This is a genomic window from Devosia ureilytica (assembly GCF_024273195.1).
Lineage (GTDB): Bacteria > Pseudomonadota > Alphaproteobacteria > Rhizobiales > Devosiaceae > Devosia > Devosia ureilytica.
Genome location: NZ_JAMZCU010000002.1, coordinates 250,322 through 263,855, shown reverse-complemented (window position 1 = coordinate 263,855; position 13,534 = coordinate 250,322). Strand labels below are relative to the sequence as shown.

Annotated in this window: 12 protein-coding genes; 8 read left to right on the top strand and 4 right to left on the bottom strand. The window is 61.5% G+C overall.

Going from position 1 to position 13,534, the window contains the following annotated elements; all coding sequences use genetic code 11:
• The 5 genes from mnmE to NIM87_RS05205 all read left to right on the top strand — a co-directional run bounded on the left by mnmE (position 1) and on the right by NIM87_RS05205 (position 5,601).
• The gene (gene mnmE, locus NIM87_RS05225) at positions 1-1,293 is read left to right on the top strand and encodes a tRNA uridine-5-carboxymethylaminomethyl(34) synthesis GTPase MnmE (protein WP_254673581.1); all 1,293 of its coding nucleotides are present in this window, start codon (positions 1-3) and stop codon (positions 1,291-1,293) included.
• Between the two features lie 93 nt (positions 1,294-1,386).
• Complete coding sequence (gene mnmG, locus NIM87_RS05220; protein ID WP_254673580.1) at positions 1,387-3,249, top strand: tRNA uridine-5-carboxymethylaminomethyl(34) synthesis enzyme MnmG; 1,863 nt, start codon at positions 1,387-1,389, stop codon at positions 3,247-3,249.
• Entirely contained in the window at positions 3,250-3,897 is a 648-nt protein-coding gene (rsmG, locus tag NIM87_RS05215; RefSeq protein ID WP_254673579.1) for a 16S rRNA (guanine(527)-N(7))-methyltransferase RsmG, read from the top strand.
• A gap of 18 nt (positions 3,898-3,915) precedes the next feature.
• Positions 3,916-4,716 carry a ParA family protein gene (locus NIM87_RS05210; RefSeq protein WP_254673578.1) on the top strand — a complete coding sequence of 267 codons (801 nt, stop codon included), beginning with the start codon at positions 3,916-3,918 and terminating at the stop codon, positions 4,714-4,716.
• Positions 4,717-4,725: 9 nt separating this feature from the next.
• The gene (locus tag NIM87_RS05205) at positions 4,726-5,601 is read left to right on the top strand and encodes a ParB/RepB/Spo0J family partition protein (RefSeq protein WP_254673577.1); all 876 of its coding nucleotides are present in this window, start codon (positions 4,726-4,728) and stop codon (positions 5,599-5,601) included.
• 69 nt (positions 5,602-5,670) lie between these two features.
• On the opposite strand, the gene holA is transcribed toward NIM87_RS05205, so the two are convergent.
• The gene (gene holA / locus NIM87_RS05200) at positions 5,671-6,693 is read right to left on the bottom strand and encodes a DNA polymerase III subunit delta (RefSeq protein WP_254673576.1); all 1,023 of its coding nucleotides are present in this window, start codon (positions 6,691-6,693) and stop codon (positions 5,671-5,673) included.
• Positions 6,694-6,696: 3 nt separating this feature from the next.
• Positions 6,697-9,306, bottom strand: a complete 2,610-nt coding sequence (gene leuS / locus NIM87_RS05195) for a leucine--tRNA ligase (protein ID WP_254673575.1) — start codon at positions 9,304-9,306, stop codon at positions 6,697-6,699.
• Positions 9,307-9,440: 134 nt separating this feature from the next.
• On the opposite strand from leuS, the gene NIM87_RS05190 reads away from it, so the two are divergent.
• From NIM87_RS05190 to NIM87_RS05180, 3 genes are all read left to right on the top strand, one after another.
• On the top strand, positions 9,441-10,115 hold the full coding sequence (locus NIM87_RS05190; RefSeq protein ID WP_254673574.1) for a YggS family pyridoxal phosphate-dependent enzyme: 675 nt from the start codon (positions 9,441-9,443) through the stop codon (positions 10,113-10,115).
• 233 nt (positions 10,116-10,348) lie between these two features.
• A complete protein-coding gene (locus NIM87_RS05185; RefSeq protein ID WP_254673573.1) occupies positions 10,349-11,032 on the top strand; it encodes a response regulator transcription factor in 684 nt (227 codons plus the stop codon).
• A 164-nt stretch (positions 11,033-11,196) separates the two neighbouring features.
• The gene (locus NIM87_RS05180) at positions 11,197-11,649 is read left to right on the top strand and encodes a Crp/Fnr family transcriptional regulator (RefSeq protein ID WP_254673572.1); all 453 of its coding nucleotides are present in this window, start codon (positions 11,197-11,199) and stop codon (positions 11,647-11,649) included.
• Between the two features lie 179 nt (positions 11,650-11,828).
• Here NIM87_RS05180 and NIM87_RS05175 read toward each other — a convergent pair whose 3' ends face one another.
• Positions 11,829-12,641, bottom strand: a complete 813-nt coding sequence (locus tag NIM87_RS05175; protein WP_254673571.1) for an exodeoxyribonuclease III — start codon at positions 12,639-12,641, stop codon at positions 11,829-11,831.
• A 274-nt stretch (positions 12,642-12,915) separates the two neighbouring features.
• Positions 12,916-13,479: a 50S ribosomal protein L19 gene (gene rplS / locus NIM87_RS05170; protein ID WP_254673570.1), complete on the bottom strand. Its 564-nt coding sequence runs from the start codon at positions 13,477-13,479 to the stop codon at positions 12,916-12,918.
• Positions 13,480-13,534: the final 55 nt, after the last annotated feature.

Genomic DNA, 13,534 nt, shown 5'->3' with positions numbered 1-13,534 from the left:
ATGCGGGCGGGCGACACCATCATGGCGCTCTCCTCCGGCGCCCTGCCGGCCGGAGTTGCGGTCATCCGGTTGTCCGGGCCATTGGTTCGGACGGCCTTGACATTTGTTGCCGGCAGCCTTCCAAAACCGCGTCACCTGGCCCTGCGCGCCATTGGCGCCAGCCGCCAGCTCGACCAGGGTCTGGTGGCCTTTTTTCCGGCTCCCCATAGCTTTACCGGCGAGGATTGCGCCGAGCTGCAGGTGCATGGTTCTCCTGCCGGCGTCAAAGCCATTCTGGCTGAGTTGCGCACGCAGGGTCTGCGCCTGGCAGAAGCCGGCGAGTTCACCCGGCGCGCCTTTGAAAACGGCAAGCTTGATCTGGTGGAAATCGAAGGCCTGGGCGATCTCCTTGGCGCCGATACAGAAAAACAGCGCCAGCAGGCGCTGGCCCGTTATGACGGTCGCCTCACGGCCGAAATCGACATTTGGCGCGACACTTTGCTCGATCTGCGCGCTGAAATCGAAGCCCGGCTCGATTTTTCAGACGAGGGCGATGTGTCCGAAGACCTGCCTGAGCACTGGCAGGTGCAATTGGCGGATCTGGAACTGGCCATTGCCTCTGCGATGGCCTCGGTGGAATCGGGCCGCATCGTCCGAGAAGGCATTCGCGTTGCCCTGGCCGGTGCGCCAAATGTCGGAAAATCCAGCCTGATCAATGCCTTGGCAAAATCCGACATTGCCATTGTTTCCGACGAAGCGGGCACTACAAGGGATGTCCGCGAAGTTCCGCTCGATATTGGCGGGCAATTGTTCCTGCTCCTCGACCTTGCCGGCCTCCGCGCCACCGAAAGCCGCGCCGAAGCTGAAGGCATCCGGCGTGCCGAACAGGCCATTGCCAGCGCCGATGTGGTTCTGTGGCTGCGGGCGCCCGACGTCCCCGACGTGCCCCGCCCCACCACCAACGGGCGCTTGCTGGTCGTTGGCACCAAGGCCGATCTCGGGCCGGTCGATGGCCAGGACCTTTCGGTGTCCACCCAGGCCAGCCAGGGCCTCGACACGCTGGTCAAGACATTGGGCACTCTGGGTGAAAGTCTGGCGGGTGCGGAGCCGGCGCTGGTCAGCCACGAACGCGACCGGGCGGCGCTGGCCAATGCACTCGATGCCCTGGCCGAGACCCGCAACGCGCTAGGCGATTGGGAGCTGGCGGCCGAATCCCTGCGCTTGGCTTCGGCGGCGCTTGAGCGATTGATTGGCCGGCTCGACGCCGAGCGGGTTCTCGATCGGCTCTTCGCCAGTTTCTGTATCGGCAAATGATTCACGTGAAACACGTCCGTTTGTCCGCGACCAAGCTCGACAATTGATTCACGTGAAACATTGGCCTATGTCAGGCGCCTTGGAGAAATTGCCATGACTGACTATGCCGTCATCATCGTCGGCGGCGGACATGCCGGTTCAGAAGCTGCGGCGGCATCCGCGCGGCTCGGCGTGCCCACGGCCCTGATCACCCATCGCTTCGCCACCATTGGCGAGATGAGCTGCAATCCCGCTATTGGCGGATTGGGCAAGGGGCACCTTGTCCGCGAGATTGACGCGCTCGATGGCCTGATGGGCCGGGTTGCTGATCAAGCCGGCATTCAATTCCGCGTGCTCAACCGCCGCAAGGGTCCCGCCGTGCGCGGCCCCCGGGCCCAGGCCGACCGCAAGCTCTATCGCCAAGCCATGCAGGCCGCGATCATTGCCCAGCCCAACCTCGATATCATCGAGGGCGAGGTCGATGATATTGAGGTCACCAATGGCGTGGTTAGCGGCGTCATGCTGCTCGATGGTCGTCGTTTTGGCACCAGAGCCGTTGTCCTCACCACCGGCACCTTCCTGCGCGGCTTGATCCATCGCGGCGAAGAAACCGTTCCGGCCGGGCGACTGGGCGAGAAGCCGGTTTTTGGCCTGTCGACGCGGCTTGAGAGTCTGGGCCTGCAGTTGGGTCGCCTCAAGACCGGCACGCCGGCGCGCCTTGAAGGCAAGAGCATTGATTATTCGGTGCTGGAAGAGCAACCGGGCGACACACCGCCCGAGCCCTTCTCAGCCTTGACCGCTGCCATCACCACGCCGCAGATTTCCTGCCATATCACCCGGACGACGGCCGAGACGCACCGCATCATCAGCGAAAACCTGCATCGTTCCGCGATGTATTCGGGCCGCATTCAGTCGCGTGGCCCGCGCTACTGCCCCTCCATCGAGGACAAGGTGGTACGCTTCGCGGACCGCGACAGCCATCAGATTTTCCTCGAACCGGAAGGGCTGGATGATAGCACTGTCTATCCCAACGGCCTGTCCACCTCGCTGCCCGCCGATGTGCAGGAGGCGTTCCTGCGCTCCATGCCGGGCCTCGAACAGGTGGAAATTATCCGGCCGGGCTATGCCATCGAATATGACTATGTCGATCCGCGTGAACTGCGGCCGACACTGGAAGTGAAGAAGCAGCCCGGTCTCTATCTCGCCGGTCAGATCAATGGCACCACAGGCTATGAAGAGGCAGGGGCCCAGGGATTGCTCGCAGGCGCCAATGCCGCGCTCAGCGCCAAGGGCGCGGATCCGTTGATCCTGTCGCGCACCGAAAGCTATCTTGGGGTCATGGTGGACGATCTGGTGACGCGCGGGGTTAGCGAGCCCTACCGCATGTTCACCTCGCGTGCCGAATTCCGGCTGCATCTGCGTGCCGACAATGCCGATCAGCGGCTTACCCCGCTGGGCCTTGAAAAAGGCCTGGTTGGCGACGCCCGCACTGAAGCCTTCGGACACAAGGCACAGGCATTGAAAGCCGCTCGGCAGCAGCTGGACAGCCTCACTGTGTCGCCCAATGTCGCCCGTAAGGCCGGACTCGCGGTCAATGAAGATGGGAAGCGGCGCTCCGCCTTCGATCTGCTGTCCTATCCTGATATCGACCTTGCTGATCTGACACGCGTCTGGCCCGAACTGGCCACAACGCCGCCAGCGGTGCTCGAACAGGTGTCCATCGACGCCCAGTATGCGGTGTATCTGGACCGCCAGAAGGCGGACATTGAGAGCGTGCGGCGCGACGAAAGCCGAGCCATACCGGACGATCTGGATTATGCCGGCATCCCTGGCCTGTCGATGGAACTGCGACAGAAGCTGAGCCAGCATCGTCCACAAACCATTGCTCAGGCACAGGCCATGGATGGCATGACTCCTGCGGCGATCACCTTGCTGCTGGCGGTCATTCGGCGCGGCGATCTGCGCAAGGCCAGCTAGATGCCGGACATCTCCGCCATCGCACCCTATGCCAAACATTTCGCGCGTCCATTGGATGACGTTGCCGCCGACCTGGAATCCTATGCCAAACTGCTGGGGAAATGGCAGGCGGTGCAGAATCTGGTTTCACGTGAAACATTGGCGCAGGTCTGGACCCGGCATTTTGCCGACAGTCTGCAAGTTCTCTCCCTGGTGAAGGCCGACGATCAGCGCTTTCTCGATCTCGGAAGCGGCGGTGGTTTTCCCGCCCTGCCATTGGCGATTGCCTCCAAGGGGACCGGCCGCAGCTTTGTCCTCATCGAACCGACAGCCCGAAAAGTCAGTTTTCTGCGTACCGTGGCGCGGGATCTTGACCTCAATGTCACCGTTATCGGCCGTCGCAGCGAAGAGATTGATTCACGTGAAACAGGGGTGCCCGATGTCATTACCTCACGTGCCCTGGCCGCAATGCCGCAATTGTGCAGCTGGATGGCGCCGTTTTTTGGCCCGAAAACCCGCGCTCTTCTGCATAAAGGGCGGGAACATGTTGAAGAGCTGACGGAATCGGGTGCGCAGTGGCATCACGACGTGGTAGTAACGAGAAGTGACACGGATCCGGGCGGCGTAATCGTCGAAGTTACGAATCTGCGCGGAAAATCAGTGATTTAGCGGCACACGGAGGCCAATTTGGCACCCCGGATATTGACTTTGGCCAATCAGAAGGGCGGCGTGGGTAAAACCACGACGGCCATCAACCTGGCAACGGCACTTGCGGCCATCGGCGAACGCGTCCTGATTGTTGACCTCGACCCGCAGGGCAACGCCTCCACGGGTCTTGGGATTTCGCGCACCGACCGTGAAGTCTCGGCCTATGACGTTTTGGTGGGTGAAGCCAGCGTGCCGCAGGCTGCCATCATGACCAGCGTGCCCAATGTTGCGATTGTGCCCTCGACCATGGACCTTCTCGGCGTCGAGTTGACGATAGCCGGCCATGCCGACCGTGCCTTCAAATTGCGCAACGCTTTCAAGCAGTTGGATGAGTTGCGCATCAATGATCAGCCGGTGAGCTATATCCTGATTGATTGCCCGCCGTCGCTCAATCTGTTGACGGTCAATTCCCTGGTCGCGGCTGACGCTGTCCTTGTGCCTCTGCAGTGCGAATTCTTCGCGCTCGAAGGCCTCAGCCAGTTGCTGCAGACCATCGAGCAGATCCGCTCGACCCTTAATCCGCGCCTGTCGATCCAGGGCGTGGTGATGACCATGTTCGACAAGCGCAATAATTTGAGCGAACAGGTGCTGCACGACGTGCGCAGCGAGATGGGCGATCTCGTCTATGACACCGTTATTCCCCGCAATGTCCGTTTGTCCGAGGCTCCGTCCTATGGCAAGCCGGCATTGCTCTATGATTTGAAATGTGCGGGAAGCCAGGCCTATCTTCGCCTCGCCACCGAAGTCATCCGCCGTGAGCGGCGGCTGAACGCTGCTTAGGAGCCAGTAATGACCGACAAACCGACACGTCTTGGGCGGGGCCTCGCGGCATTGATTGGCGATATGGCAGCCATGGAAGGCGCCCGCGTCACCGAATCAGGCTCGGGCAGCAAGAAGCTGCCGGTCGATTTCATCATCGCCAACCGGGCCAATCCGCGACGCAGCTTTGATGCCGAGCAGCTTGAAGAGCTGACCAATTCCATTCGTGAGAAGGGCGTCATGTCGCCGCTCCTGGTGCGGCCGACCGATGATCCCAATATCTTCGAACTGATCGCCGGTGAACGCCGCTGGCGCGCCGCGCAGAAGGCGGGCCTGCATGACGTGCCGGTCATCGTCCGCGAGGTCGACGACAAGGAGGCGCTCGAGCTTGCCATTATCGAGAACGTCCAGCGAGCTGACCTCAATCCGCTTGAAGAGGCCATGGGTTATGGCCAGTTGATTGAGCAGTTCGACTATACACAGCAGGATCTGGCCCAGGTGATCGGCAAGTCCCGCTCGCATGTCGCCAATACGCTGCGCCTGTTGCGCCTGCCCGAGGATGTGCGCGGCATGGTGGCCAGCGGCACGCTGACCGCCGGCCACGCCCGTACCCTGATCACCGTCGAAGACCCTGCGGCCTTGGCCCGCCAGATCGTCGACAAGGGCCTTTCGGTGCGCGAAGCCGAAGCGCTTAGCCAGCAGCGCGATCTGCCCAGGCGCAAGCCGGTGGTGGATGTCGAGCAGCGCGATGCCGATACCCTGGCCCTTGAGCGTCGTCTGGCCGATGCGCTTGGCCTCAGCGTGGCGCTTAATCACTCCGAGCGCGGCGGCAAGCTCGAAATTCGCTACAAGACGCTCGAACAACTCGACGACATCTGCCTGCGACTGACCGGCAGAATGAATTAAGTCATTGATATAACTGATGTTCCACGTGAAACCGCCCATTTTCGGGCGGTTTTTCTTTGGCCGTCGGGCTTAGTGCGTGGCGGCCATCATGCAGAGCGCCAGCGTGGTCCGGCGCAAAACGGCATCGGCGAGAGCCGGGCGGCGCCGCGTATCTGAAACTGCGTTCAGAAGTCGTTCATTCGCGATAGCCAGGCTGGTATCCGGCCAGAGCCGCAATTGCTGCTCGAGCGCCCCGATACGCGAAAAATGCGGCTTGGGCTTAACCCCATCCAGCACCGCGCGGGGCGCTTTTCCAGCATCCACCTCCACCCGCCAACGCCGCAAATTGGCAAAATGGGTGTTCAGCATGGCCAGCAATTGCTGCGGATTGACATTGGCCGCCAGTGCCCGGTTGAGCGCCAGCTCGAGCTTTTCGGCATGCCCGCCGCCGGTCGAATCAAGAATGGAATCAATGGCTAAGGCGCCATTGTCAGCGCAGAGCAGCAGGACGTCTTCGCGGGTCAGGACCTTGCTGGTGGCCGCATAGAGCGTCAGTTTTTCCAACTCGCGCCGGGTGATTTCGCGGTCATTGCCCAAAATGTCGCGCAGGGTCGGCGCCACATCGGCATCGGCACGAATGCCGGCCTGGTTGAACGTCTCACGCATCAGCGCCATCAGCGTCTCGTCGCTATCGGCATAACACGGCAGCGCCCGCCCGAATTTCGCCTGTTCTATCAACGCTCTAAGGGCGTCGCGCGGCGGCAGATTGTCGGCTTCGAGCACGATTGCGGCGCCGCCTGGATCGTCGCGCAACTCGGTCAGCGGCATCACCAGGGCCTTGGTGGCATTGCGCACACGGATGATGCGCTTGCCGCCAAAAAGCGAGGTGGAGCGGGCCTCCAGCACCAGCAATGACGGGTCGGCCTGCAATTCCGGCCCGTCAAAAATGGTGATATTGGCCGACGCCGGATCGTCGCCACTCAAGTGACGGATCAGTTTTTGCGCCGTTTCCCGCACCAGTCCGCCATCCGGCCCATAGGCGAGGAAGATCCCCTCGCTCAGGTCAGGGCACGCCAGAAAGCGCGCCACCTCATGGGCCTTGAGCGCCGTCATCGGCTAGACGACCAGGTTGACGATGCGGTCCTGCACCACAACGACCTTCTTGGGTGTCTTGCCCTCCAACGCCTTCTGGACCGCCTCGAGAGCCAGCACCAGGGCCTCCACATCGGCTGCGGGCAAGCCCTTGGGCACGGTGATTTCCGCACGGCGCTTGCCATTGATCTGGATCGGAAGCGTCACTTCGTCATCGACCAGCAAGGCCGGATCGACTTCGGGCCACAGCGCGTCGGCCACAAGGCCTTGTTTTCCAAGCACTTCCCAGCACGATTCGGCCAGGTGCGGCATCATCGGGTTGAGCAGCTGCACCAGTTTGGCAACGCCTTCGCTCAGCGCTGCGGCCAGCGCCGCACTCGGCCGGGCTTCGCGCGCCTTGATCAGGGCATTGGTTAGCTCATAAATACGCGCCACGGCACGGTTGAAGCCGAGACCCTCGATATCCTGCGCCACGCCAGCGACGGCGCGGTGGATGATCTTGCGCAGGGCCACTGCATCAGCGTCGTTTTCGGAAACAGTGCCGGTTGACTGTTCAGCAATCGCGGCAGTTTCGTTGACCAGCCGCCAAACGCGCTGCTGGAAACGGCTGGCGCCTTCGACGCCGGATTCGGTCCATTGCACGTCGCGCTCCGGGGGCGAATCCGAGAGCATGAACCAGCGGGCCGTATCGGCGCCATAACCGCTGACGATCTCATCGGGATCGACGACATTCTTCTTGGATTTGCTCATCTTTTCGACCGAACCGATGGCAATCGGCGCGCCGGTAACGGCATGGCGGGCGCTGCGTTGATCGCCACTGGCGTCCAGCACCACGTCGGTCGGGGGCACCCATTCGCCCTTCTCGGAACGATAGGTTTCGTGGGTCACCATGCCCTGGGTGAAGAGGCCCTGGAAGGGTTCATCGAGCCCCACATGGCCGGTGGCCTTCATTGCCCGGGTGAAGAAGCGCGAATAGAGCAGGTGCAGGATCGCGTGTTCGACGCCGCCGATATACTGGTTCACCGGCAACCAGCGATTGGCGACTTCGGGCACGGTGGGGGTCGGTGCATCAGGTGCCGTGAAACGGGCGAAATACCAGGAACTGTCGACAAAAGTGTCCATGGTGTCGGTTTCGCGGCGGGCCGCAGCACCACATTGCGGACAATGTGTATGTTTCCAGGTGGGGTGGTGGTCCAGCGCATTGCCGGGCTTGTCGAAACTGACGTCGTCGGGCAGCACCACCGGCAGGTCTTTTTTGGGCACGGGTATGGTGCCGCAGACCTCGCAATGGATCACGGGAATGGGGCAACCCCAATAGCGCTGACGCGAAATGCCCCAGTCGCGCAGGCGATAGTTCACCTCAACTTTGCCCTGCGGCTTGCCGTCCACTGTCAGCGCCTCGAAATGGGCGGCGATCCTGGCCTTGGCGTCGTCGATGGAGAGACCATCCAAAAAGCCCGAGTTGAAGATGTTGCCAGCGTCAACATAGGCTTCATTGCCGATTTCAAAGCTGGCGGGATCGGCATCAGGTGGCAGCACCACCGGCTTGACTGAAAGCCCGTATTTGCGGGCCAGGTCGAGGTCGCGCTGGTCATGGGCCGGGCAGCCGAAAATGGCGCCGGTGCCGTAATCCATCAGGATGAAATTGGCGACATAGACGGGCAGGGTTTCGCCTTCGATCACCGGGTGCTTGACCCGCAAACCGGTATCAAAACCCTGCTTTTCGGCCTTCTCCAGCGTCTCGGTGGCCGTGCCATGGCGATGGCATTCGGCGACGAAGGCGGCGAGGTCCGCATTGCTGGCGGCCAGCGCCGTGGTCAGCGGATGGTCCGGTGACAGACCGACGAAGGAGGCGCCAAAAATCGTGTCGGGGCGGGTGGTGAAAACCTCGATGCTGGTGACGTCGGTCTTCTCGCTCGGCTCCAGCGCGAACAGCAGCCTCAGGCCCTCGGACTTGCCGATCCAGTTGCGCTGCATGATGCGCACCTTCTCCGGCCATTGGGTGAGACCATCCAGCCCGGTCAGCAGATCCTCGGCAAAATCGGAGATCTTGAAGAACCATTGGGTCAGTTCGCGCTGCTCGACCGGGGCGCCGGAGCGCCAGCCCTTGCCGTCGATCACCTGTTCATTGGCCAGAACGGTCATGTCGACGGGGTCCCAATTGACCTTGGAGCTCTTGCGCGTGACCAGGCCTGCGGCCAGCATGTCGATGAACATGGACTGCTGGTGCTGGTAGTAGCTGGGCTCGCAGGTGGCGATTTCGCGCGTCCAGTCGATGGAGAGACCCATGGATTTGAGCTGGGCCTTCATCGCTTCAATGTTCTGTCGGGTCCAGGAGCCCGGATGGCTCTTGCGCTCGATGGCGGCGTTCTCGGCCGGCAGGCCGAAAGCATCCCAGCCCATGGGGTGCAGCACATTCTTGCCGCGGGCGCGATGGTAGCGGGCCACCACGTCGCCCATGGCATAGTTGCGCACATGGCCCATATGGATGCGCCCGGAGGGATAGGGGAACATCTCAAGGACGTAATAGGGTTCACGCGGGTCATCATTGGTCGTGACAAAGCTCTTGGCTTCGTCCCAGACTTTCTGCCATTTCGGTTCGCTTTCGCGCGGATTGTAGCGTTCGCCGCTCACTGGTTATACGTCCTTGCAAGATTGACGCTGATGGCCTGCCGAAAAGGCGGCGCAGCTTGCGTTTTCGAGGGATTTTGGCTACCCGGACCATCACCAGAAATCCCCACCAAGGTCAACAGAAACGGGGCCATGATATGGTCGAGACGCTTCAAGGCGCATCCGCTGCGCTCGATTACATCCGCACCCGCATGGAAAAAGCCCGGCGTCGCTTCGGTGCGCCACCGGAGGCTGTCGAACTGGTCGCAGTCTCCAAGACCTTTGCCGCCGAGGCCGTGGAGCCATTTCTGGTGGCCGGGCAGCGCGTCTTTGGCGAAAACCGGGTGCAGGAAGCCAAGGACAAGTGGCCGGCGCTGCGCGAGCGCTACCCGGACATTGCGCTGCATCTGATCGGTCCGCTCCAGACCAACAAGGCGCGCGAGGCGGTGGCGCTGTTCGATGTCATCGAAACCTTGGATCGCGATAAGCTGGCGGGCGTCCTCGCCGCCGAAATGGCACGCCTGGACAAACGCCTGCCCTGTTTCGTGCAGGTCAATATTGGCGGCGAGGCGCAAAAGGCCGGTATCGCCATTGGCGAGGCGGTGGATTTTGTGCGCCGATGCCGGGAGGAGCATGGCCTCGAGATCGTCGGCCTGATGTGCATCCCGCCTGACGGGCAGCCAGCTGGCCCCTATTTTGCGCTGCTGGCCGAATTGGCCGAGGCCGCCGGGGTGGAAAAGCTCTCGATGGGCATGAGTGGCGATTTCGAAACCGCCATCGCCATGGGCGCCACCCATGTGCGTGTGGGATCGGCCCTGTTTGGGCGCCGCTAGGCGTGACCGAGCAACGGTCTATCCGGGACAGTCGAGGGGGCGTCAGGGCCATATTATTCCCGTTGGCCAGTTCCCAAGGATGATTTCGGCGGTCTGCGGGCTGCAAAGTGCAACTAAATCGCGTTCAGGCGCGTTGCTTGCGGTTGAATAACGACGTTGTGATTGGCTGGCCAAAAACGGGTCGCAATAATGTGACCTAGGTCGATCCAGACGGAAAAAGACCGGAGAATACAATGAACAAGCGACGCATTCTGGTCGTGGACGACGACGCGGACCTGCGCCAAACCCTGGTGGAACAACTCCAGGGGGAGCCTGATTTCGACATTCTCCAGGCCGGCTCGGCCAATGACGCGCTCAAGGCGGTGCGTGAAAGCAATATCGAGCTGACCATTCTCGATGTCGGCCTGCCGGACATGGATGGTCGCGAGGCGGTCAAGCTGATGCGGAGCGAGGGCTATATGAGCCCGGTTCTGATGCTGACCGGGCACGATACCGACGCCGACGAGATCAAGGGTCTTGAAGCGGGTGCCAATGATTATCTGACCAAACCCTTCCGCTACCCGGTGCTGCTGGCCCGCATCAATGCGGCGTTGCGCCAGCGCGACCAGAGCGAGGATGCGGTCTTCACTATCGGCCAATATAGTTTCCAGCCCGCCGCCAAGGTGCTCGAGACCAATGATGGCATCAAGGTGCGCCTGACCGACAAGGAAACCTCGATCCTCAAGTACCTCTATCGGCAGGGTCCCAAGACCATCACCCGCGATGTGCTGCTCAAGGAGGTCTGGGGCTATAACAACCGGGTCACCACGCACACGCTTGAAACCCACATCTACCGCTTGCGCCAGAAGATCGAGCGGGACCCGTCCAATGCCCGCCTCCTGGTCACCGAGGATGGTGGCTATCGTCTTGTCCCCTGATATTGGGACAAAACCGTTCAATTCCCGTACGAACTAACTTATAGCTTGATCAAATGCCGCCCGCGCCCTGCGGGCGGCAATAAGTTGTGGTCGCGTGATCAAACCGCAAAAGTGAGCAAGTTTTGCTGATCACGCACCGGCGATCGGGTCTGGGGCATATGAGAATGGACGATGCGGCCGGGGTTCTGGCCCGGGCCGACTTCTTCGATATCTGTGACGATGAGCAATTGCGCATGCTCGGCTTTGCCGGTGATCGCAAGCATTTTGCCGCCGATGCGGTGATCTACAAGGCCGGTGACGCGCCGGCCGGCGCCTTTGTGCTGATTGAAGGCACGGTCAAGGCGCGCCATGAAGGCGCCGAGGCGGGCAAGCCCTATGCGCTGTCCGAACCGGGCAGCGTTATCTCGCCGACCGCCCTGATCCTCGAAAAGCCGCGTCCCGTCACCTTTACCGCCGTCACCGATTGCGAATTGCTGTTTGTGCCGCGAACCGCTTTCCTCAAGCTGGCCCGCCAATATCCAGAGCTGGCGCAGCGCGCCGCTCAGCGGATCGAGGCCGACCTCGGGCGCTATATGCACGCGCTCGAGCCGCTCAAGGGCCGGATGAAGGGCGCGTGAGCCCGGACCGGTGGTCCAGTCTACCTCGCAATTGTCTTTGAAAATTCCACAACAATGCGTCGTCCTCGGGCGTGACCTGAGGATTTCTATCCACGCCCGCATTGTTGAGAGCGGCCCTCGGATCAAGTCCGAGGGCGGATTGGTGGGTGAGGAACCTGTGTTTCCGATAGATGCCCGCCTTAAGGCTTGGCGAAGCGGGCGATCACGGGCACATGGTCGCTGGGCTTGTCGGTCCAGCCGCGAGCGGGCTTGATGATTTCGGCACCCACCGACCGCTCCGCCACATCGGCCGTCGACCAGATATGGTCGAGCCGCCGGCCTTTGTTGGCCAGCTCCCAATTGGCGCTGCGATAGCTCCACCACGAATAGAGTTTCTGGTCATAAGGCACATGCTTGCGCACCAGGTCCGTCCAGCCATGGCCGCCGGTCAAGAGCGCATCGAGGGCCTCGGTTTCGACCGGGGTGTGGCTGACGACCTTGAGCAATTGCTTGTGGCCCCACACGTCGTTCTCGTGCGGTGCAATATTGAAATCGCCGGCAATCAAATGGCCGCGTTGGAATATTGGTTCGCTGAACCAGGTCTTGAGTTCGTCGAGAAAGCCCAGCTTGTGCTTGAATTTGGGGTTGAGCTCGGGGTCCGGCTCGTCGCCACCGGCCGGAATGTAGAAATTGTGCAGCGTGAAGGGGCCATGCCCCAGGTCAACCAGCGCCGAAACATGGCGCGATTCCGGGATTTCGCAGAACATCCGGCTCGACACATCGGTCATCGGAAATTTTGAGACGATGGCGACGCCGTGATAGCCCTTCTGCCCATGCACGGCCATATGCGGATAGCCGGCCTCGATGAAGGCATTGCGCGGAAACTGGTCATCGGTGCATTTGATTTCCTGCAGCATCAGCACGTCGGGCTGATACTGGGCCAGGAAATCGAGCACCATCGGCAGGCGCAGCCGAACCGAATTGATGTTCCAGGTGACAACGGAAAGGGTCATGGGGCGTCCGGGGAATTGGGTGCTGCGGGCAGGCCTCTTATCGCCAAGCCCGGTCCATGGGTAAAGCCGGAAATCGCCTAATGGGCACGGTTGCTGACGGCGGGCGGCAGGAGAGCGTTTCGTTACCTCACCCTCAGTTCATCGTCTCCCTCCCCCTTGCGGGGAGGGATCAAGGGTGGGGGTTCTGCGGAATGTTCCACGTGAATCGCCGGCGGCCACAACAAAAAGCCCGACCTTGCGGCCGGGCTTTTCGAAATCTGCAATGCAGAAGAGCTTATTCGCTCTTGGCTTCGCCTTCAGCGGCGCTTGCGGCGGCAGCTTCCTGCTCGGCAGCGGCAGCGGCAGCAGCGGCTGCTTCAGCGTCCTTGGCGGCCTGCTCGGCGGCAAAGGCCTCGGCGGCGGCAATCTTTTCGGCTTCGCGGGCTTCCTTGGCTGCCAGGGCAGCGGAGCGTTCGGTAGCTTCGATCTTCTTGGTGCGCGAATTGGTCGATTCGAAAATACGGGCCGACTTACCGCGACGATCACGCAGGTAGTAGAGCTTGGCGCGACGGACCTTACCGCGCTTGATCACTTCGACCGAAGCGATATTGGGCGAGTGCAGCGGGAACACGCGTTCCACGCCTTCGCCGTAGGAAATCTTGCGGACGGTGAAGCTGGAGGTGATGCCGCCGCCATTGAGGGCGATCACAACGCCTTCATAGGCCTGCAGACGCTCTTTTTCGCCTTCGCGGATCTTGACCCACACCTTGACGGTATCGCCATGGGTGAAATCGGGAAGTTCGCGCTGGGCGGAAAGCGCCGCCACATGCTCAGCATTGAGCTGTTCGATAATGTTCATTTTCGATCCGTTCTGATCTTTTCATAGGGACGACTCTTGATGGGCCTTGGTGGCC